The sequence below is a fragment of the Paenibacillus sp. 1-18 genome (assembly GCF_000520755.1).
GTDB classification, from domain to species: Bacteria; Bacillota; Bacilli; order Paenibacillales; family Paenibacillaceae; genus Paenibacillus; species Paenibacillus brasilensis.
This window is the reverse complement of record NZ_ASSB01000006.1, coordinates 24,186-45,350: the sequence shown is the minus strand read 5'-3', so window position 1 is coordinate 45,350 and position 21,165 is coordinate 24,186. Positions and strand designations below refer to the sequence as shown.

Below are 21,165 nucleotides of genomic sequence, written 5' to 3'. Positions count from 1 at the left end.
GCCCGGGGGGAGCCAATACAGTACATCGGATATTTGCTCGTTGAACACGAGCAGTCCCTGGGTAACGGAGGCCAGCAGCAGGTGCACGGCCATCCCGGCCAGTGCCAGCTTGACTGGCGTCATGCCTGCCGTTCCGGCCAGGGCATACACGAAGGAGCCGCCCGCGATAGCTCCGGCAAAAGCAAAATATATGCTGCTGGATGATCCGATGTTTGGCAGCAGCACAACAGACAGCACGACAGCCAGCGAAGCGCCCGAGCTGACCCCGAACACCTGCGGCGAAGCCAGCGGGTTGCGTGTAATGGCCTGCATCAGCGCTCCGGCCACAGCAAGGCCAGCCCCGACGAGCAGCCCGATGACAGCACGCGGCAGCCGAACCGTCAGGATAATGAGCTGATCCTTGGACGGGTGCTCGGTGAAAAGCGCGGTCAGCATGGTGGGGATATCCATCCTGACAGGGCCAATCGCCACGCTCAGCAGCAGTCCAGCCAGCAGTGCAAAAAGAAGTGCAAAGAAGACCGGCTTATTCAGCCGGTCGCGTGAGGCTTGTCCGTTTAACGGGAGTCGTCTCATTTGCTTTGCGCGGGATACAGAAGCGAAATGGCTTGCTCCAGTATTTTCTCGGCTGAGCCGAGTCCGCGGTACCGGGTCCATAATGCCCGGTTCACTTCGTAAACTTCCCCTTTTTTGACAGCAGTGATATTTTGCCACAGTGGATTCTGCTTCCATTCTGCAATCAGCTTCTCATCAGCCTCCACCAAAAAGATCACATCTGGATCAGCTTGTGCAATTTGCTCCAGCGTCAGCTTGACGGTGGGCTCGCTTGTATTTTGAAGGGCATTGCGGATACCTGCTTGCTCCAGCAGTTGTCCATCAAAGGAAGAAGCCCCGTGAGCAGATAGGGAATCAGAGCGGAATACCCCAAGCAGCACGCTGCGTGGCTCCCCGACTTTAATTCCTTTCTTCAACTGTTCCATTTTAGCTTTATGTGCGGCTAGAATCTGTTCGCCTTTTTCCTTCTCGCCCAGCGCATCAGCAATGACACCGAAGGATGCCAGATTTTGTTCATAGGAGGAATTGCGGCTCTTCAGAACAATGGTGGGAGCAATTTCACTTAGTTCTTTGTATATGCTTTTATGACGGTTCAGATCGGCAATGATTAAATCGGGCTTCAAGGAGCTGATGGTTTCCAGATTCGGCTGCTTGCGCGTGCCTACAGGCGTAAAGTCGATTTTCTTGCCGAGCAATCCAGCAATATCATCGTCATTTTCCTGAGCTATCCCGACAGGTGTTACACCCAGTTGGACTGCCGCATCGACAAAAGAGAATTCCAGCGTTACGATTCTTTTGGGTTTACCCGTAAGTTTGGTTTCTCCCATCTCATGCTTGATGATTCGGGTATCGCCGGTTGCTTGAGGTGCTGCTGCGCTGTTATCTTTTGACTGGCCACCACATCCCGCCATAATGACCGTCAGTAGTGCAAGGATCGCTGTAAGCAGCATGCCTGTGCGTAGTGGTTGCTTTGGTGTTGCCATATGCTGTCCCCCGTTCCCAAATATGCTTATCATACTTATTGATAATCATTATCAATTAATCAACTGTTGACCATTCTAGCAATCGGGAGGAGGGACGTAAACAATGTGTTCATTTAAACCATTTTGGCTTATAAAGTGAATTAAGTTCATTAAAATTATGTTTGTTCATTTCCCCGCTGGCGCCGATAGATACGCTCCGGTCTACCAACCGTTCCGTATACCTGATCGTGGTGGGCGTCACCACTCTCTACTAAATGCTCCAGATACCTTCTGGCTGTGGAACGACTCATGCCCAGCTCACTCCCCACCATACCCGTAGTCAGCTCGCCCCGACGATTCAGGAGATCAAGCACCTTCTCACAGGTAACTTTATCAATGCCCTTGGCCCATAGCTCTATCGTTCCGGCACCTGCCATCCGACCAGTGCTGGTACTTTGAAGCAGCTTGTCAATTTCAGATTGCTCCACTGTCGACGGCTGCTCCTGCCAAGCCTTGACCTGTCGCTGAAAACGGGCATATTCCTCCAGTGTGGCACGCAATCTCTCAAACACAAGCGGCTTTACGATAAAATCAAACACGCCTGCGCGAACGGCTTGTATCACGGTTTCAGCTTCTTTGGCGGCAGTCAGCATAATGACATCGGTGTCTGGATAGTGTTGCTTGATGAACGATAGCAGCGTTAAGCCGTCGGTATCTGGAAAATAAACATCCAGCACGACTAAAGGCGGACGCAGCACGTCCAATTGAAGCTTGGCCTCAAACTCGTTCGTTGCTATTGCACATACAGTGAACCCGTCTACCTTTTCAATAAATCGTCGGTTAATTTCCGCAATTCGCGGATCATCTTCAATAACAAGAACCTCAATATCCGATAAAACCCGCTCATTCATGGGTGTAACCTCCTGTTGCTTCATCACTTGTTACTGATGTATTTAAAGGTATGCGTATTGCAAAAATGGTACCTCCACCTGTCCGTTCATGTATTTTGATAGAGCCGCCCATTCGCTCTGCATACTCGTGCACGAGAGCAAGGCCGTAACCGTGCCCTGCTTCTGCTTTGGTCGATGCTCCTTTGACGAACAGCTTTTCCCGGATATCCTCCGCAATTCCCGCTCCGTTATCCGCAACTTCGACGGTTATGGCTTCAGCCGTTTCTTCAAGCCGGAACCAGACCTGTCCCTCAGGGATTGAGGGCATCGCGACTGCCTCCATGGCATTATCCAGCAGGTTTCCGGCCATGGCAGCGAGAAGCGACCACTCCAACGTGGGAGATAAGGTAGAGAATGCACCGCTAACCGTAGAATGTAATACAATTCTCTTGTCCAGCGCCTGTTTTTTCTTGCCAATCAGCAAGCTGGCAATGACCGAATCAGGTAAAAGAGTAGAGGCGGCGGGCTTGTGCACACGATATTCCTCTGATTCCTGAGTAATAAAGTCCACCGCTTCGTCATAACATTCCAGCTGAATCAAGCCGGATATGAGATACAGCCGATTGGCGTATTCGTGTGTTTGTGATCGCAGCCCCTCCGCGTAATCTTTGACCTCCGTCAATTGCCGCGTCATGCGGAGCAGCTCTGTTTTATCACGCAGACTGGCAACTGTGCCGATCATTTGCCCGGAATGATCCTTGATCGGCACACGGCTGACGACTACCACTCGTTGCTGCACCTCAATTTCCTCATTGAGCACGATATGTTCCTGGTCCGACTTTATATTTGCATGATTCACGGTAAAATCGGCAACAAGTACATCTGCCAGTTTACCTGCGACACCCGCTAAGTGTCGAAGCTCGTAACCGTCTATGGTAGTCTCCAGGGGAAGGCCGAGCAAGCGGACAGCTTGCGGATTGGCAAATGTGACTTGTCCACGGCTATTAACCGCGATAATCCCTTCGCCTATAGATTCGAGAATGGCTTGCTTTTCCTGGTACAAACGTCCAATTTCCACAGGCTCCAGCCCATGCAGCTCCCGGCGTACCCTTCGCGCTATTAGCAGGCTGCCTAAAATGCCGATCATAAGCGCCCAGATCATGAACCACAGCCATGCATAGGTATATGTACGAATATTTTGCTCCACATCTGTCATTAAGAAACCTACGGAAACGAGGCCGATAGCTTTGCCTTGTTCATCATAAATTGCAGTCTTGGCCCGCAGTGACCGCCCGAGAGAGCCTGTCGATTCCGTGATAAAGGACTGCCCGTGCAGCACCTTATCATTCATGGGGTTTAGCATAGGCGTACCGATGCGTTCTGGATTGACATGCCACTGCCGGATAAGATGGCGATCTGCAATCGTAATAAAATCAGCGCCGCTGCTCGCTTGGACTGGCTTTACGGCCTCATGGATTCGCAAACGCAGCTGCGCCGTGTCGGTCTGCTTCAGAGCTTCCCTAACCTGCGCATCTACCGCAAGCGTATTGGCAACGGTTAGAGCCCTTTTTCCCATTTCTTCGTTTAGAGCGGAGGTGATCATATATCGAAAGGATAATCCCAATAGCCCGGTAACCACCACCACTAAAAGGGATATGAATACCATTAGTTTAGTCTGAAAACGCACATGCCTTCACCACCGTCAAGCAAGATAGATGAGGAGCTGATCAAGCTGCTCATCTCCTCAATAAGATCCATTTTACTGTATTATAGGAACAGCCGCACTTTTAATCTGTCGGATGAATGGTCTATAATAGAAATAGTTACATAATGCGAGGAGGACGAAATCATGTTTATTATTCATGCTGATATGAAAGTTTTACCTGAAAAAAGAGAGGCTTTTCTGCAACAAACACAGGGATTGATTAGCGCATCACAGGCTGAAGAAGGCAATGTACGCTACACGCTGATGCAGGATCTGAACGATCCCAACGCATTTACGATGGTCGAAGAATGGAAGGATGCAGCGGCTGTAGATTTCCATAACAAGTCTGCCCATTTCCAGGCATTTGTTGCCGCAGCTAAGGAATTGTTGTCGGCTCCGCTGCAAGTGAATGCTTTTCAGGATGCAACCAAACTGTAATCACCCCGCTATATAAATCGTAATCATAATCAGGAACAGGAGGAGATAGATATGGGGAACATTGCGGATACAACTGTACTGAATAACGGAGTTCAGATGCCTTGGCTGGGTTTTGGCACGTACAAGGCGGAAGGCAATGAGGTCTACGAAGCGGTCAAAACAGCTATTGAGGTTGGCTACCGTAGCATTGATACGGCGGCGATTTACGGCAATGAAGAGCTGGTTGGACAAGCTATTCGCGACAGTGGGGCGGCCAGAGAAAATCTGTTTGTTACCACAAAGCTATGGAATCAGGATCAGGGCTACGATTCAACACTGCGTGCCTTCGAGGAAAGCCGCAAGCGGCTAGGCCTGGACATCATTGATTTGTATCTTATTCATTGGCCTGGCAAAGATAAGTACAAGGAAACCTGGAAGGCGTTTGAACGCCTGTATGAAGAGGGAAGCGTACGCGCTATCGGAGTAAGTAACTTCCAAGTTCACCATCTCGAAGACCTCCTGAAAGATAGCAACATTGTACCTGTCATCAACCAAGTGGAGCTTCATCCGCGTCTGACACAGCAAGAGCTGCATCAATACTGCCGCGATCACCAGATTCAGCTTGAATCGTGGAGCCCACTGATGAAGGGGAAACTGACAGAGCAGGCGGATATCGTTGAGCTTGCTGATAAATATGGCAAAACGTCGTCACAGGTTATTTTGCGCTGGCATCTGGATCGGGGAATTGTGACAATTCCCAAATCTGTAACCGCGCATCGTATCCGCGAAAATGCCGATTTATTTGATTTTGAACTGACGGTAGAGGATGTTAACCGAATCAACGCACTTCATCTGGATGAGCGTGTAGGCACGCATCCCGACAAGCTGTTGTTCTAATATTCAAGTATTCTAATTTACAAATGCACAAGGAACCTCCAAATCTGCGTTAACCGTAGGCTTGGAGGTTCTTTTTTTATTTATGCATCGGGGATCTTCTCATACGCTTTCGTCGTTCTGAACAGAGTTGCTACGTCCTGCATGCCTGCTATTGATTTAATTTGCGATGCAGGAGGAAAGAATAGAGGATGGGGGCGACGACGGATATACCCAGCCCAGCGAGAAAAATGACTGTTCCTGCCACTCCATCGACCCATGCCGCCACCAAGCCCGAGGCACCACCAAGCATCATCATAGGCCCGGCGAAACGGTGCGTTTTACGCCAGACCTCCGGGTTGGACAGAGTCCACGGTGTACGGATCCCGAAGGTAAAGTTCGGCTGTACCTGCGTCATATAATTACCAAGCACCAGCAGCAACAGCCCTAATACCCCGTAAATTATAGCAGTCATCTGCAACCGATAATTCAGGTTATACAGCAGCATTCCCCAACCGGCTATAGCGATAATGAGCGAAGTGCCTACACGCGTAACCTCATAGGCTTTAGCAAATTTCTCGAAATTTACTCTGTTGGGGTCCATGTAGCGGGATAGCCGAAGGAGCAAAGGCACCAGCCCCAACAGCACCATCATAAGAATAGATCCATTTTTACTCATATACCCGTCTGCTGTATTGTTAAAGCTAAAATGTGAGGCCATAACAGCAGGGAGTCGGTCGTACAGCAGCAAAGCCCCTATAGCAGGTGATAAAGCAATCAAAGTCGTCAATACCTCCGTAAAGCTCCAATGTAATCGAAATTTCATTCAGATTCCTCCGTATCCTTGGTATCCTTCGAATTTTGTTTTACAGGGGCATCAGATTGGGCGATGCTGAACATCCAGCCGATGACATCTGCCACAACCGTTGTATGCAAGGTGTAAATAATGCTTTGCCCCTGTCGCTCGTCCAGCACAAGCCCCGCCTGCTTTAGCAGATTCAAATGGTGGGATATGCTGGGCTTGCTGATTTGAAAATGCTCGGCGACATCGCCTGCGCTCATGCTTTTCTCTTTCAAAAGCTGTAATATTTTGCGCCGGGTCGGGTCGGCCAAGGCTTTAAAGGCATCATTCAAAGTTTGCTCACTCCTTTAGATATTTAGATAATTTCCTAAACATCTAAGCCAATATTAAAATAGTGCTGTGTTGTATGTCAACGGATCAATGCATTATTTTAAAAAAAAATTTTAGAGCAGGTTTGCAATTGGATTTGTAAAAGATAGAGAAGTTAGGTATAATCAAAATACACAAGAAATAAGATTCTTAATTTAAAGTTAAAATAAAGGAGGAATAGATATGAAACATATTTTCCGTAGAGGAAGTAATCCAGAGGCCCCGGTGATTTTGGTACTGCACGGTACTGGCGGGAATGAACAAGATTTGCTGCCATTGGCTGATTTGGTTGCACCAGGAGCATCTGTGTTAGGCGTAAGGGGGAATGTGCTGGAAAATGGAATGCCGCGTTTCTTCCGCCGTTTGGCAGAGGGGGTGTTCGATATAGAGGATCTTGTATTCCGTACCCAGGAGCTAAGCGAATTTGTGGATACTGCTGCGGAGCAATACAATTTTGACCGTAGCAACGTCGTGGCTCTTGGCTATTCCAACGGGGCGAACATAGCGGCCAGTATGCTCTTTCACGATGCAAAAGCGCTGCGCGGAGCCATTCTTCATCATGCGACGGTGCCGCTGCGCGGGCTGCAATTGCCGGATCTCAGCGGTGTCCCTGTATTTCTGTCTTCCGGTGAAAATGATCCAATCGTTCCAGTTGGGGAATCCCGTGAGCTGCACGCTTTACTGGAAGGAGCTGGAGCTCAGGTGGAAGCATATTGGGAACGCAATGGTCATCAATTAACCCGTACAGAAGCCGAAGCCGCAGGGAAATGGTTTGGAGAGCACTGGAATGCATAAAATCATGCAATAACGATCAAGCTACCGATTAGCGCTCCAGTGAGCGATTCCATAATTAGGAGGCGGCAACAATATGGCAAAACCGGATAATCGGGCCGATAATGTTGAGCATTTGCAACAAAATATTCAGAATACACAGCAGAATCTTCATGAAGCTGAAGGGTATCTGAACGAGTTTTCCTCTGAAATCAGTGACGAGGAGCGTAAGCAAATCGAAGAAAAAAATAATCGCCGTAAAGAAAGTATTAGAGCGTTTCGAGCAGAAGTGAAGGACGAAGCAGCACATTCTCAAGAATAGCTAAAAAAGAGCGACCCAACTCCAAGTTTCAATTCGAGTTGGGTCGCTTTTTTATGCAAAAATCATCATAACCCCATCCGATTCATTTTCTCCCTATAATGCAATGAAGACGCTAGTTTTGTACTAAAAATGAATTTTTATAAATAATGTTGTTGTAAACTAATTTGGCTTGATATTAAACAATAAAAGTAAGCGCAATTATTAGCGAATCATTTTTCATCATGCGAAGGGGGAAGGATATGCTGCTGCGAAGAAAAAGCATGTCGTTGATGCTCATGGCGGTGGTTTTAATGGCTGGACTGCTGCAAGGTTGTTCCTTGAAGGCCGACGAACAGGATGGGCCGGGAACAGAACTGGTTTTGTGGACGTTTAACGAGCTGCATGAGAAGTTTTTTCTGCAAATGGCTGACCAATGGAACCAACTGCACCCTGATGAACAGATTAATTTGAAAGCGGATACATTTCCTTATGACAACCACCACAGCAAGCTGTCGATTGCGTTGCAATCGGGGGTGGGGGCACCGGATATCGCGGATATCGAGGTCAACAAGATCGGCAACTTCCTCAAAGGGATACCGCAGCTGGTCGCGCTCAATCCGGTGATTGACCCGGAGATAAAGAACATTGTGCCTTCCAGAGTCCAGATTTACGGTAAAGACGGTAAGTATTATGGCATTGATTTTCATGTCGGGGCCGAAGTGATGTATTACAATAAAGAAATTTTGGACCAGGCGGGGGTAAACCCGGATTCCATCGTCACGTGGGCAGATTATGCTGCGGCTGGCAAGCAAGTGCTGGCGAAAACAGGCAAGCCCATGGCGACGATGGAAACGAATGACCTGTGGAATTATTGGCCGATGATTTCCCAGCAGAATTCGGACTTTCTGGATGACAAGGGCGAGCTGACGCTGGATAACGAAACGAATATTAAAACACTTGCGTTTCTTCAGCAGATGGTGAAGGACAAAATCGCCATCCCCGCACCCGGCGGCGGACATCATATGGAGGAATACTACGGGTTTATGAACAAAGGCGGGGCCGCTTCGGTATGGATGCCGATGTGGTACATGGGACGCTTTACGGATTATATGCCTGACCTGAAAGGGAAAATCATCATCAGACCGTTGCCGGCCTGGGAAAAAGGGGGCTTTCGCTCAGCGGGTATGGGCGGAACGGGTACGGTGGTCACGAACCGTCTTGTTTACGGTGCTATGTCTGATATTGTCCGCGATGGTGGGCTACGGGCTGGAGATGTACCGTTTTAGACTGAAAAATGTGATTTTTACGCTGGTGCTGGTCGTGATGATGATCCCGGTCGAAATTATTATGCTACCGCTTTACAAGCTGATGATCGGCATGAAGCTGATTAATACGGTATGGGGGGTGATACTGCCCTTCGTCGTTGCGCCGATCCCGATCTTTTTCTTCCGTCAATATTTGAGTGGAGTACCCAAGGACTTTATGGATGCCGCACGGGTTGACGGGTGCTCGGAATATGGTGTTTTCGTGCGGATTATGATGCCGCTGATGGCGCCTGCATTTGCGGCGATGGCTATTTTACAGGCGATGAACAGCTGGAACAACTTCCTGTGGCCGATGATCGTATTACGTACCAACGACATGCTGACACTGCCGATTGGTCTGTCTAGTCTGCTGACGCCATATGGCAACAATTATGATGTACTGATCGCCGGGTCGGTTTTGGCTATTTTACCGATTCTGGTCGTGTTCTTGTTCTTCCAGCGTTATTTCATAGAAGGTATGACGGCAGGCGGAGTCAAAGGATAATCGCTACAACAAAAATGTAACATCGAAAAAAGCAGGTCGGGCATCCCGGTCTGCTTTTTTTGATATTACTGATTTTCATTCTCATTTTCATGTCTATGACCTGCACAAGCTGTAGGGAAACGTGGTATGATATTTGAAAGATTTCAAATATAGAAATATTCAGGCGGAGCGTGGAGAACCTATGGAACCAACAGAAACCCAGAAAACTGGCCCGGCCACAGCGTCAACCGTTGGTATGGAGGATATTGTACGGGCGCATCATATGCTGCGTGAGGTGATTGTACGTACACCTTTACAGAGGGATGCCGTCCTGTCGGCCAAATATAACTGCAATGTATATCTAAAAAGAGAGGATCTCCAGGTTGTGCGGTCCTTTAAAATCCGCGGAGCCTACAATATGATCCGCAGTCTGACTCCTGAGCAAATGGAAAAGGGCATTGTGTGCGCTAGTGCGGGCAATCATGCGCAAGGTGTGGCTTTTTCATGTAATGCGCTGGGCATCCACGGTAAAATATTCATGCCAAGCACAACGCCTAATCAGAAGGTGAAGCAGGTTCGTCGCTTTGGCGGTAACAGTGTGGAGGCCATTCTGACCGGAGATACGTTTGACGATGCCTATGACGAAGCCATGAAGGTGTGCAGTGAGCAGACGATGACCTTTATCCATCCGTTTGACCAGCCGAAAATTATAGCAGGCAACGGTACGATTGCGATGGAAGTCATGGAAAGCCTGGATACACCTGCAGATTATGTGTTTGTGACGATTGGCGGCGGTGGCTTGGCGGCAGGCGTAGGCACGTATGTGAAAACTGTCAATCCGTCCACCAAGGTGATCGGCGTGGAGCCGCTTGGGGCAGCGTCGATGACGGAAGCGATGCGTCTGAACAAGGTGGTTACACTGGACCACATAGACAAGTTCGTTGACGGAGCTGCGGTGAAGCGTGTCGGTCAGCTGACTTACGACATTTGTAAAAATACGCTGGACGATATTGTGAAGGTACCGGAAGGTAAGGCTTGTACCGCAATTCTCGAGCTATACAATGAAAATGCGATTGTTGTCGAGCCTGCGGGCTCGCTGCCTGTAGCAGCACTTGATCTGTATCGTGAGCAGATTCAGGGCAAAACGGTGGTCTGTATCGTTAGCGGTGGCAACAACGATATTGATCGTATGCAGGAGATTAAGGAGCGTTCCCTGATCTATGAAGGACTGAAGCATTATTTTATGGTGAATTTCCCGCAAAGAGCCGGGGCGCTGCGTGAGTTTCTTCAGGATGTGCTTGGACCGGACGACGACATCACAAGGTTTGAGTATACGAAAAAGAACGATAAGGAAAACGGTCCCGCGCTGGTCGGCATTGAGCTGTTTCACAAGGAAGACTATCTTCCTTTGGTTGAACGGATGAACCGCAAGGGAATTAAATATACAGAACTGAACAAAAACGAGGATCTATTTAATATGCTGATTTAACAAGGAGCCTGCGGGCTCCTTTTTGTATGTATAACGTTATGCGTAGTTTATGGATTTCTTTTTATTTGAAATAAAGCGTTTACAAAACTGAAGTCGATAAGTTAATATATGTGTAACTTCATAAGTGTAAACACTAACGTAATCTATGTTTCACCTGATTCGCATCATATAAAATAAATTTGGAGGTGCGTAAGCTTGTTAAAAGCTTGGAAAAAATCAGTACAAGGTAAATTGGTCCGAACGGCGTTTGCCGCCGTAACCTCGGCGGCATTATTGCTGTCAGTGGTACCATCTGCATCGGCAGAGCACTGGGCATTAACGGGTGATGTGGCGACACATGATCCGTCCATCACAAAGGAAGGCAATGCATGGTATATTTTCTCGACAGGGCAGGGGATACAGGTCCAAAGGTCGGATGATGGACGTAATTTTTACAGATTGCCGCAAATATTCCTGTCGCCGCCATCATGGTGGAAATCGTATGTACCTAAGCAGAAGACTAATGATGTATGGGCACCGGATGCTCAAAAGTACAATGGACGTGTGTGGGTTTACTATTCCATTTCTACCTTCGGGTCACGCACTTCGGCCATTGGATTGACTTCAGCAACGAGTATTGGTGCGGGAAGCTGGAGAGATGATGGACTTGTGCTGCGAACGACGGATTCTAACGATTATAATGCGATTGATCCGAATCTGGTCATTGACGCTTCCGGTGACCCGTGGCTTTCCTTCGGCTCATGGAATTCAGGCTTGAAAATTACTCGTCTGGAAAAGAGTACAATGAAACCTACGGGCCAGATCTATTCTATTGCGAAGCGTACTGCTGGTGGTTTGGAAGCGCCACATGTTACTTACCGTGACGGCTACTATTATCTGTTTGCTTCCATTGATAACTGTTGCAAAGGCGTAGACAGTAATTATAAAATCATTTACGGCCGCTCCAAGAGTATCACTGGACCGTATGTGGACAAGAGTGGTAAAAACCTGATGGATGGCGGTGGAACCGTGCTGGATGCAGGGAATGACCGTTGGAAGGGACCAGGCGGACAATCTATTTATAATAACAGTGTTATTGCGCGTCATGCCTATGATGCTACGGATAATGGGAATCCAAAGCTTCTGATTAGTGATCTGAAATGGGATTCAGCAGGCTGGCCTACGTACTAAAAAAGTGGGATGTCTGGAGCCATCCGTATAGTCAGCTCACATAGATATAAGCGAAAAACTGCTCCTTCATATGGGGGACAGTTTTTCGCTTGCAATGTCATAGAAACATGCTATTATGAATCAAGCTGATAATAATTATCATTATCGTCATTAGATTTATGGAGATTTTCGGATCTGGTGATTCGGGTATGGAGGGAGTGACCTCAAGAATGCGGTCAAAAGGTCGGACGGACGAACGTTCAGCTCATACAGAAAGCACAATTTTCGATGCAGCCTCTGTAGCTCGCCCGTTGCTCCGGTCAGGCAGGATTCGGCAGGTATTATTATTCATAGCTTCTGCGGTATTATTAGCGTTGTCCATGTTTGCCGCTATCTCTTTTGGAGCTAAGGACTTGACTTTAAGCACAGTGTGGGCGGCAGTATTCCACTATGATCGTTCGCTAATGACACATCAGATTATTCATGAGCTGAGATTGCCGCGTGTACTCGGTGCAGCCGTTATTGGAGCCGCGCTGGCGGTGGCAGGCTCTCTGATTCAGGGCATTACACGCAATCCGCTGGGAGATACAGGGGTGCTAGGCATTAACGCAGGCGCGATGTTTGTAGTCGCTGTGAGCTTTGCCTTTTTCCCTAATCTGCCTTATGGCACGTTAATCATATTGTCGTTCCTCGGTGCACTGATGAGTACCTTGCTGGTATTCGGCCTCGGAGCCTCTGCCCCGGGGGGATTGACGCCAATGAGATTGACGGTGTCTGGTGCTGTGACGGCTGCCCTGCTAGGTTCCATGACTTCGGGGATTGCGATTTATTTTGATCTGAGTCAGGATTTGGCCTTTTGGTATGCGGGGGGTGTTGCCGGAATTAAATGGTCGCAGCTTGAGATCCTTGCGCCGATTTTGCTGTTGGTGATTGCCTGGTCTATGGGGCTGGCACGTTCCATATCGCTGATTTCAATGGGCGATGAGGTGGCGTTGAACCTGGGAATCAATCTCAAGCGTATCCGACTGCTTGGCCTGCTGACCGTGGTGGTGCTGGCTGGGCTATCTGTGTCGGCAGCCGGGGCGATCAGCTTTGTAGGGCTCGTCATTCCACATATCGCCCGCAAGCTGATCGGTGTGGATTATCGCCAGATTGTTCCGCTGTCTGCGCTATTGGGAGCTGTGCTGCTGGTGCTGGCTGATTTGGGGGCGAGAATGGCAAATCCACCGGAGGAGCTGGCTATTGGAATTATGGTGTCCTTTATCGGGGTACCCTTTTTCCTCTTTCTCGCCCGTAAGGAAAGGAGGGATTTGTAGTGAGTCGCTCTATAGGAACGGGAGATGCAAGAAAGACAAAGGCTTGGCTCGTCTGCCTGATATTGGCGGGGATCAGCTTTGTTGTCATTGTGTTGGGCCTGAATACCGGAACGATCCGTATTCCACCCCTGCGTGTGCTGGATACGCTGTTTGGCGGTGGCAGTGGACGTGATCATTTGGTCCTGTTTGAGTATCGTCTGCCGCGTATCGTCGTAACCGTGTTGGCTGGAGCTGGATTGGGCGCAGCCGGAGCTGTCATGCAAGGCTTGTCACGGAACGCGCTTGCTGACCCCGGAGTGCTGGGACTTCACGCAGGGGCTGCGCTCGGGCTGGTGATGTTCGTCAGCTTTTTTCGCGACCTGGAGGGCTCGGCAGCCGTGCTTATCCCCTTGTTTACCTTTGCAGGAGGACTCATTGCAGCGGTGCTGATTGTACTATTGTCGTATAGCCGCAGCAGAGGAGTCGTGCCCGTGCGTCTGATTTTGTCCGGTATCGGTGTAGCCTCGGGTCTCAGCGCAATAACGCTGTATTGGTCGTTGCGCCTCGATGAGGATACGTATGCATTTACTGCACGCTGGCTGGCTGGGAGCGTGTGGGGCCGGGACTGGGTGCATGCAGCGGCTTTGCTGCCATGGATCGTCATTGTGCTGCCCTATGTTCTGTCACAGACGCGCAGCCTGAATAACCTGTCGTTGGGCGACGAGACAGCAGCCGGAATCGGCACGAATGTGAGGCGTCAGCGCCTGCTGCTGCTGGGCGCAGCTGTAGCTCTATCGAGTGCCAGCGTGTCTATGGCTGGAGGTATCGGCTTTATCGGGCTGATCGCACCTCATCTGGCTCGCCGTCTGGTCGGACCGATGTACCAGCATTTGCTGCCCGTGGCCTGTTTTGTCGGGGTCGTCATACTGGTCACATCCGACACGATTGGACGTTCGGTGTTTCAGCCGAATGCGATTCCCGCAGGGGTGGTAGTTGCGGTGGTAGGGGCCCCGTATTTTTTGTTCCTGCTGTCCCGAACCAAATGACAGAAGGAATACATATAAAGCATAGGAGAGAATAATCATGAGAAAATGTGGATTTAAGAAATCAGATTTTAAGCGTTCTTGGGCAGCAATGATTCTTGTTTTGTGTATAATGATGCTGTCCGCTTGTGGACAAGCAGCAAACAAAGCTGCAGAATCCAAAGCTACAGATAACAAAGCAGCCAGCAGCGGTCAGACAACCATTAGTGCCGATTCGCGTATTGCTTCGATGTCGATCCATTTGACAAACAATCTGCTGGCACTTGGCATTACTCCGGCTGGCTCGGTCATTGGCGGAGATGTGAAGGATTTTCTGCCCCATGTAAAGGATCGTCTCCAAAATACCCGCAAGCTGGGTGTTGTCACAGACCCGGATATGGAAGCAGTGCTGGAGCTTCAGCCTGATCATATTTTTCTCGACAAAAAATATTCGGGTGCCGATGTTGCCAAGTTTGAAAAAATCGCCCCAACCGAAGTTTTTGATCTAGATGAAGGCACATGGAGGGAGCAACTGAAAAAAATCGCTGTCATGGTTAACCGCGAGGCCCAAGCCGACGCTTTTCTGAAGGATTATGATGCACAGAAGGAACGGGTTAAAAAGCTGATCCACTCCAAAATCGGAGATGGAACGGTTATGGCTGTACGTGTGACGGCGAAGGAAGTGCGTGTCATGGGCATGAAACGCCCGGTAGGGCCGTTGCTGTATCAGGACTTGGGCTTGAAGCCAGCCAAGGGTGTAGAAAAAATCGACAAGGCCTATCAGGTCGTGTCTCAAGAGGTTTTGCCTGATTATGATGCCGATGCTATCCTTGTCATTATCAGTAAAGGCGCCGATGCGCAAAAGGTATACAAGCAACTGGAGGGAAACGCAGTATGGCAAGGACTCAAGGCGGTTAAGCAGGGTCATGTCTACATGCTGGACGGACAGCCTTGGCTGGACTATTCCGCGATGGGGCACAAAGTCGCCCTGGATAATGCAGAGCAGCTATTTTCCAAATAAGCTTTAGAATACATCAATCCGTATTTCCACATGCATCTTCTTGCAGACGGGAATACGGATTTTTTGGGGTGATGAGGCGCTTCAGTACAATGAGGATTTGTGGATCAAGAACGCTTTTTACGCAGAAAAAGGGGTTTGAGTCCGATGAAGCCGATGGATGCGAGAATTAGATTTAACCAAGGTGTTATCCTGAACACAGGCAGTATACTGCGCAGTGCCAATCCGGAAACAAGAATCACGACAACCAGCACCACATACATCAAAATGGATTTGAAATTCAGCTGTGGCTTGACTGGAGCATGGCCAGACTGTTGCGTTTCCTCGTCTTCTCCAGGGCGGTCCATAAAATTCATCAATGCTTCAACCAGCAGAATCGCTCCTGCGGCGATGATGATCAGGGTGGACAGGTTAACTTTTTCAAAGGGTGTGATATCTCCGCCTGTAAATGTGATGAACCCTCCGATCATCGCCTGTGTCAAAAAAAACATGGATAAGGCAATCCATGCAATAAGCGTATAATATTTTGCTTTATTCATTTTTTCCTCCTGCTTTGCGGGCGCAACCCGCTGATGGAACCGGTATTTTGCAATAAAAACAGTATACGTGAGGAAGCGCCAGATGGCAAAAGGCTTTATGTGCAGAATGTATATTAGCACTGCATTCTCCTCAAACTGGATAAAGGGTGAGCACATGGAGCAACCTGAATATAAACGTTGAGAGGATGTAGCATCATGAAACTGGAGAATCAGGCAGATTATTCAGTCCAAAAACGACTGGCAGGCGCTCCGAACGGGAACGGGGTCTCCTTGTCTGCAAACGTGAGTCACCGGAGCATTCAAGGAGCATCTCCAACGTACCGCATACTGGACGATACTGAAGTGACTCAGGATGCAGAGTTTGCAGGGGAACTGGGTGAAGAGAGCTATCGCAGCTTGTGGCACGAGGATCATAATAGCGGTGCCTCTTGTAAACTGGAGTGGGAGGGACGAGTCGAAACCCACCAAATGTTCAGGCACAGCTACGAATAGAGAATCTTCTACACGAATGTGGGGTGTTCACCCTAATAAGTATGTCGTCTGGCGTTCTCCGGCATCGTGTCGGGGAGCGCCATTTGTTTACTTTTTTATCAGTACGGATGACAGGTTGACAAGGAAGCAGGGCGATGATAGACTGATTTTACTATAAAACTTATTAAACTTATCGGAATTAAAGTGAATGGGTATTTTGCTGAGTATCCGTGTTACAATATACGTTTAAATTGTTCAGGGGGAGAATCATGATGGAACGGCAAATTGGAATTCGCTTTAAAAATGAGGAGTTAGCTGCAACGGTTCATTATCCGAGCAATCCGAGTGCGGGCGAACGGCAGAAACGGGTACCGCTCGTCGTGATATGCCACGGATTTGTAGGCAATCGTATCGGGGTAGATCGGTTATTTGTAAAGACCGCACGTGAGCTTGCAGCAGGGGGATATTTTGTCCTGCGCTTTGATTTTGCCGGGTGTGGGGAAAGCACAGGCGATTATGGCAAGCAAGGGCTGGAGTCCATGATTAACCAGACACGTACCGTGCTGGATTATGCTGTGAATTGCGCGGACATTGACCCGACCAAGGTGACGCTGATTGGTCACAGTCTGGGGGGCGCAGTTGCTCTTCTTACAGCTGTTCGGGACAAGAGAGTACAAAACCTGGTCCTTTGGTCAGCGGTGGGCTACCCGTTCAACGACATTGTTAAAATTACGGAACGAAGCGTGTATGATGAGTCTGTTAAAAACGGTCAGGCCGACTATTTGGGCTACAAGTTCACACCTGCTTATTTTGAGTCGTTAGCCCAGTTCCAGCCGTTTCAGGAGGCTGTCAAATTTAACGGGGATGTGCTCGTTATTCACGGAACCTCCGATGATATCATTCCTGTGGACTACGCCTTCTTATTTCAAAAGGTATTCTGGATGCGTCCAGAGGGACGCTGCGATAAAGAGATTATTTTCCAGGGAGACCATACCTTCTCTTCAGGTAAAGAGCGGCAACAGCTAATTGACCGGACGCTGGAATGGCTGGATGAACAGGAAAACATTCAACGGGATTGGCAGCACTGGATGATCTGATTTCAGACTGTAACGGATTGCATTGGAAATTACGCCTCCGCCGGAGTAAAATGGAAGAGTAATACTATACTGGCGTGTGGAGGTTGGCAGCGATGACATTACCCTCAATTTTTGTTGCGCACGGTTCACCGACACTGGCTGTAGAAAATAACGCATATACTAGCTTTCTTGCAGAGCTGGGCGCAAGCCTGCCCCGACCCAAAGGAATAGTCATTTTTTCCGCGCATTGGGATAGTCCTGATCAATGTATCGGCGCGGACGATCAGCATGCAGCGTTGCACGATTTCTATGGCTTCCCTGAGCAAATGTACACACTTGATTACCCTGCACCAGGCGATCCAAAGCTGTATGAGGAGATAAAGCATCTGTTCAGTCAGCATAACCTGTTTCATCAGCCGGTTCGGAACCGGGGACTGGATCATGGAGCATGGGTGGTTTTGCGGCATATATATCCTGATGCGGACATACCTGTCGTCCCGCTTTCTATTGATTCTCGGCGCGCTCCGCAGGAGCAGTATGAGATTGGGCAGATGCTGGCACCGTTGCGAGAGCAAGGTATTTTGATTATCGGCAGCGGCGGATTGGTACACAACCTGCGAACACTCAAGGAAACGAATGAGCCGGCCGAGTGGGCGGTTCAATATGATGACTGGATTGGACAGCAGCTTCAAGACTGGAATTTACGTCATCTATTCCAATATGATAAGAAGGCTCCTTATGCCAAGCAGGCGGTCCCTTCTTACGGGATTGAGCATTTTTCACCTTTGTTTTATGTGATGGGGGCTGCGGATGATCAGCGCTCGGCACGCAAGCTTTTTCAAAGCTATGTCCTGGGCTCGCTAAGCCTTAATTGTTGGGCTTTTGGTCAGGAAAATGATCAATAATTGTGAAAAGAACTTCCGAATCCACACAGTATGTGGGAATGGAAGTTCTTTTGTGTATTAAAAAAACAACCATTAGCCCGGAGGGTAACGGTTGTTTTGGGGTTAGTTAAGCTGTTTTTCGAGCGGGATCGGCTGGAAAAGCATCTTTATTTCTACTAAACAGTCTACGCAGGAAGGGCAGTACCCAACGGTCAAAGCCAATCCGTCCGGCATTTGCACCAGCAACCACCAGGAAGATTTCAAACAGCAGGTAGATTGCATTCGTGCTTACTGTACCCGAGAAGAGGAACGAGAAGTTCATGACCATGGCCATCAAAGCAGCCAGTGTAGTCAGTGTACCGAGCAGCAGGCCAACCCCGACCAAGAACTCACCCAGTGGGATCAGGACGTTGAACAAACCGACATTCGGCAGGGCAAAGGCTTCGAGGAACGATCCCCACCACCCTTGTACAGCGGGATGGTCTCCACCCGTTTTAGTAATGGCTCCCGAGATGAATCCACCGGCGTCAAATCCGCCAGTCAACTTTTCAAGTCCATGGCTCATCCATTCATATCCGAGATAAACCCGTACTACAGTCAGCAGCCACATCGCTGCTTTGTTTTCACGCAACCAGGTGTTAAACATTTAAACCATTCCTCTTTCTTATCTCAAAATGTGTTGTATTTCATTAGGTTTGGGATGATCATCTCTGCTACACCTTTATTGTATTAAGTTCAGTTACACTTATTTGTGATAAAAATCACAAAGTCTGAATATTTTTTAAAATTTTAATGTCTTCAGATAAGCATTCTATCGGAGGGGGATCTTCGATCAAAACAAAAACAGGAAATAAAGCTTATAATGAGAAAAATATCTAAAGTGGAGGGATAAACTTGTCCAGGTCCATTTCCGAGCGAACTCAATGGTTGCGTGTGATGGCTTCAGTTCTGTTATGCATGATGCTGATGTCTTGTTCTACTTTGTCCAAAACGGGTGAATCTGAGCCCGCCCCCCAATCGAACGAGCAAAACACAGAACTGGAGGTTGAACCGCCCAAAGAGCAGTCCATTCCGGCATTTACAGCTCCGCTTACCGGTCTTCCGGTGGAACAGCCTGTTTTGGAGCGACCGCTTGCGATTATGATTAACAACGCCCCGGCTGCACGTCCACAGGCAGGGCTTAGCCAGGCAGACATGGTATATGAAGTTCTTGCAGAAGGCGGAATTACCCGTTTGATCGCTTTTTTCCAAAGTTATGATGGAGATGTGAAGATCGGTCCGGTTCGTAGCATTCGACCGTACCTGATTGAGCTGGGCGAAACCTATGGTGCGTTGCCGATCCATGCAGGGGGAAGCACAGATGCCTATGCAATTTTACAGCAGCAGCGGAAGGAGCATCTGGATGAGATATCAAATGGAGGGGCTTACTTTTGGCGGAGCAAGGATCGTCGTCCTCCCCATAATCTGTACACGGATATAAGCAGATTGCGCAAAGGAATTGATCATAAAGGGTATGCCGAACAGGCAAAGATTCCCGTATACCCTTACCTTAAACCCGGGGAAGCCCCGGTCATGACAGACGAGAGTGCAGTATCCTTGCAAATCCGTTTTTTGCTCAAAAGCTATCGCGTATCCTACACCTACGATTCGGCGGATCAACAATATAAGCGTTTTGTGAACGAAAAGTCACATATGGATCAAAATAATAACCAACAGCTTTCTGCGGCCAATGTTATTGTGATGAGTGCCAGCCATCGAACGCTGGACGATGTAGGCAGATTGAGTGTCGAGCTGAACGGTAGTGGGGAGGCCATGGTGTTTCAACAAGGACGAGTCATACGTGCACAATGGCAGCATACGCCCGGTGACGCGGTTCGTTTTATGAAAAATGGAGTTGAAATTCCGTTGACGCCGGGTACATCCTATATACATGTGGTACCTGCAGATACTTCGCTAAATGAGCATGTAATTGTAAAAGCAATATAAAAACGGAATCACCCTGATTAGGAAAAAAATGTCGGATGATGACCTTCTGTGTCGGGTATTGTATACGTATATCCTGAAATTTGCTTTTACAAACATTACAAAAACATTGATGAGTGTGATAAGATAGCAAAGGTTGTCTATTGCAGTCGAAACAGGTTGCGGATATTTTCGTAAAGGGGTAATCGTTATGAGATTGAAGAAAAAGGATATATTCTTCGAGACGTTGGAAAATATGGCAGATACGATCGTGCAAGCAGCCGATTATTTTGCCCAACATACTTCAAATCTTCAAGATGTGACTTTGTTTACTAATGAAATGAAGAAGTATGAGAATAAGTGTGATGATTACACACACACGATTATTACTGAGCTGAACAAGACCTTCATCACGCCGCTGGAACGCGACGACATCATGGAACTGACAACGACCATGGATGATGTACTGGACGGTCTGGAAGCAACGGCCTCGCGTTTTTATATGTACAACATTACGGAGCCGGACGAGTATATTGTGCAGTTTGCTGATATTTTGCGCCAATCAGCTTATGAAATTCAGAAAGCCGTACATTTGCTTTCACAAAAGAAATTGCTGGCTATTCGTGAGTACACCATTCGCCTGAACGATTTGGAAAATCAGGGGGATGAATTGCTGCGTATTTGCATCAAAAACCTGTTTGCAACTGTAACTGATCCTATTGAGCTTATCAAACGCAAAGAACTGTACGAACGCCTTGAAACGACAACGGATTCATGCGAGGATGTTGCAAATATGCTGGAATCCATCATTATGCGTAACTCGTAAGGGA

The 21,165-nt window shown here is 48.4% G+C and carries 22 protein-coding genes and 2 pseudogenes; 16 read left to right on the top strand and 8 right to left on the bottom strand.

Annotated features, from left to right (window positions below):
- The 4 genes from L693_RS0100310 to L693_RS0100295 form a co-directional block, all read right to left on the bottom strand.
- On the bottom strand, positions 1–573 hold a 573-nt coding region (locus L693_RS0100310; RefSeq protein ID WP_025715565.1), incomplete at its 3' end, for a FecCD family ABC transporter permease.
- Positions 570–1,535: an ABC transporter substrate-binding protein gene (locus L693_RS0100305; RefSeq protein ID WP_025715564.1), complete on the bottom strand. Its 966-nt coding sequence runs from the start codon at positions 1,533–1,535 to the stop codon at positions 570–572. The genes L693_RS0100310 and L693_RS0100305, both read right to left, overlap by 4 nt.
- A 155-nt stretch (positions 1,536–1,690) precedes the next feature.
- Complete coding sequence (locus L693_RS0100300; RefSeq protein ID WP_025715563.1) at positions 1,691–2,425, bottom strand: response regulator; 735 nt, start codon at positions 2,423–2,425, stop codon at positions 1,691–1,693.
- Complete coding sequence (locus L693_RS0100295; protein WP_025715562.1) at positions 2,418–4,091, bottom strand: ATP-binding protein; 1,674 nt, start codon at positions 4,089–4,091, stop codon at positions 2,418–2,420. The genes L693_RS0100300 and L693_RS0100295 overlap by 8 nt, the downstream gene beginning before the upstream one ends.
- 162 nt (positions 4,092–4,253) lie before the next feature.
- On the opposite strand from L693_RS0100295, the gene L693_RS0100290 reads away from it, so the two are divergent.
- Together L693_RS0100290 and L693_RS0100285 are read left to right on the top strand one after the other, a co-directional pair.
- Entirely contained in the window at positions 4,254–4,547 is a 294-nt protein-coding gene (locus L693_RS0100290; RefSeq protein WP_025715561.1) for a putative quinol monooxygenase, read from the top strand.
- A 51-nt stretch (positions 4,548–4,598) separates the two neighbouring features.
- Positions 4,599–5,423, top strand: a complete 825-nt coding sequence (locus L693_RS0100285) for an aldo/keto reductase (RefSeq protein WP_025715560.1) — start codon at positions 4,599–4,601, stop codon at positions 5,421–5,423.
- A 148-nt stretch (positions 5,424–5,571) separates the two neighbouring features.
- On the opposite strand, the gene L693_RS0100280 is transcribed toward L693_RS0100285, so the two are convergent.
- Together L693_RS0100280 and L693_RS0100275 are read right to left on the bottom strand one after the other, a co-directional pair.
- Positions 5,572–6,225, bottom strand: coding sequence for an SdpI family protein (locus L693_RS0100280; protein ID WP_025715559.1), 654 nt, complete (start codon positions 6,223–6,225; stop codon positions 5,572–5,574).
- Positions 6,222–6,533, bottom strand: a complete 312-nt coding sequence (locus tag L693_RS0100275) for an autorepressor SdpR family transcription factor (RefSeq protein WP_025715558.1) — start codon at positions 6,531–6,533, stop codon at positions 6,222–6,224. Before L693_RS0100275 ends, L693_RS0100280 begins: the two co-directional genes overlap by 4 nt.
- A 220-nt stretch (positions 6,534–6,753) precedes the next feature.
- Between L693_RS0100275 and L693_RS0100270 the strand changes: the two genes are divergently transcribed.
- From L693_RS0100270 to L693_RS0100230, 9 genes and pseudogenes are all read left to right on the top strand, one after another.
- A complete protein-coding gene (locus L693_RS0100270; RefSeq protein ID WP_025715557.1) occupies positions 6,754–7,365 on the top strand; it encodes an alpha/beta hydrolase in 612 nt (203 codons plus the stop codon).
- A 73-nt stretch (positions 7,366–7,438) separates the two neighbouring features.
- On the top strand, positions 7,439–7,663 hold the full coding sequence (gene tlp, locus L693_RS0100265; protein WP_025715556.1) for a small acid-soluble spore protein Tlp: 225 nt from the start codon (positions 7,439–7,441) through the stop codon (positions 7,661–7,663).
- 239 nt (positions 7,664–7,902) lie between these two features.
- Positions 7,903–8,859 (top strand): annotated as a pseudogene (locus L693_RS0100260) (ABC transporter substrate-binding protein); the annotation flags it as partial.
- Positions 8,855–9,451: pseudogene (locus tag L693_RS0100255) on the top strand (carbohydrate ABC transporter permease); the annotation flags it as partial. The pseudogenes L693_RS0100260 and L693_RS0100255, both read left to right, overlap by 5 nt.
- Positions 9,452–9,632: 181 nt before the next feature.
- Positions 9,633–10,919 (top strand): threonine ammonia-lyase IlvA, encoded by a 1,287-nt coding sequence (gene ilvA, locus L693_RS0100250; protein ID WP_025715553.1) that lies wholly within the window; start codon positions 9,633–9,635, stop codon positions 10,917–10,919.
- 195 nt (positions 10,920–11,114) lie between these two features.
- A complete protein-coding gene (locus L693_RS0100245; protein ID WP_025715552.1) occupies positions 11,115–12,089 on the top strand; it encodes a glycoside hydrolase family 43 protein in 975 nt (324 codons plus the stop codon).
- 209 nt (positions 12,090–12,298) lie between these two features.
- Positions 12,299–13,384: a FecCD family ABC transporter permease gene (locus tag L693_RS0100240; protein WP_025715551.1), complete on the top strand. Its 1,086-nt coding sequence runs from the start codon at positions 12,299–12,301 to the stop codon at positions 13,382–13,384.
- Complete coding sequence (locus L693_RS0100235) at positions 13,384–14,409, top strand: iron ABC transporter permease (RefSeq protein WP_025715550.1); 1,026 nt, start codon at positions 13,384–13,386, stop codon at positions 14,407–14,409. Before L693_RS0100240 ends, L693_RS0100235 begins: the two co-directional genes overlap by 1 nt.
- A gap of 37 nt (positions 14,410–14,446) precedes the next feature.
- Complete coding sequence (locus tag L693_RS0100230; RefSeq protein ID WP_025715549.1) at positions 14,447–15,406, top strand: ABC transporter substrate-binding protein; 960 nt, start codon at positions 14,447–14,449, stop codon at positions 15,404–15,406.
- Positions 15,407–15,510: 104 nt separating this feature from the next.
- Here the strand turns inward: L693_RS0100230 and L693_RS0100225 are convergent, their stop codons facing one another.
- Positions 15,511–15,942: a hypothetical protein gene (locus L693_RS0100225; protein ID WP_025715548.1), complete on the bottom strand. Its 432-nt coding sequence runs from the start codon at positions 15,940–15,942 to the stop codon at positions 15,511–15,513.
- A gap of 195 nt (positions 15,943–16,137) precedes the next feature.
- On the opposite strand from L693_RS0100225, the gene L693_RS0100220 reads away from it, so the two are divergent.
- The 3 genes from L693_RS0100220 to L693_RS0100210 all read left to right on the top strand — a co-directional run bounded on the left by L693_RS0100220 (position 16,138) and on the right by L693_RS0100210 (position 18,394).
- The gene (locus L693_RS0100220) at positions 16,138–16,434 is read left to right on the top strand and encodes a hypothetical protein (RefSeq protein WP_025715547.1); all 297 of its coding nucleotides are present in this window, start codon (positions 16,138–16,140) and stop codon (positions 16,432–16,434) included.
- A gap of 251 nt (positions 16,435–16,685) precedes the next feature.
- Positions 16,686–17,510 (top strand): alpha/beta hydrolase, encoded by an 825-nt coding sequence (locus L693_RS0100215; protein WP_025715546.1) that lies wholly within the window; start codon positions 16,686–16,688, stop codon positions 17,508–17,510.
- Between the two features lie 92 nt (positions 17,511–17,602).
- Positions 17,603–18,394 carry a dioxygenase family protein gene (locus L693_RS0100210; RefSeq protein ID WP_025715545.1) on the top strand — a complete coding sequence of 264 codons (792 nt, stop codon included), beginning with the start codon at positions 17,603–17,605 and terminating at the stop codon, positions 18,392–18,394.
- Positions 18,395–18,500: 106 nt separating this feature from the next.
- Here L693_RS0100210 and L693_RS0100205 read toward each other — a convergent pair whose 3' ends face one another.
- Positions 18,501–19,019 (bottom strand): DoxX family membrane protein, encoded by a 519-nt coding sequence (locus L693_RS0100205; protein ID WP_025715543.1) that lies wholly within the window; start codon positions 19,017–19,019, stop codon positions 18,501–18,503.
- A 290-nt stretch (positions 19,020–19,309) separates the two neighbouring features.
- Between L693_RS0100205 and L693_RS0100200 the strand changes: the two genes are divergently transcribed.
- Complete coding sequence (locus tag L693_RS0100200) at positions 19,310–20,359, top strand: DUF3048 domain-containing protein (RefSeq protein ID WP_442950160.1); 1,050 nt, start codon at positions 19,310–19,312, stop codon at positions 20,357–20,359.
- Positions 20,360–20,546: 187 nt separating this feature from the next.
- The gene (locus L693_RS0100195) at positions 20,547–21,161 is read left to right on the top strand and encodes a DUF47 domain-containing protein (protein WP_007428879.1); all 615 of its coding nucleotides are present in this window, start codon (positions 20,547–20,549) and stop codon (positions 21,159–21,161) included.
- Positions 21,162–21,165: the final 4 nt, after the last annotated feature.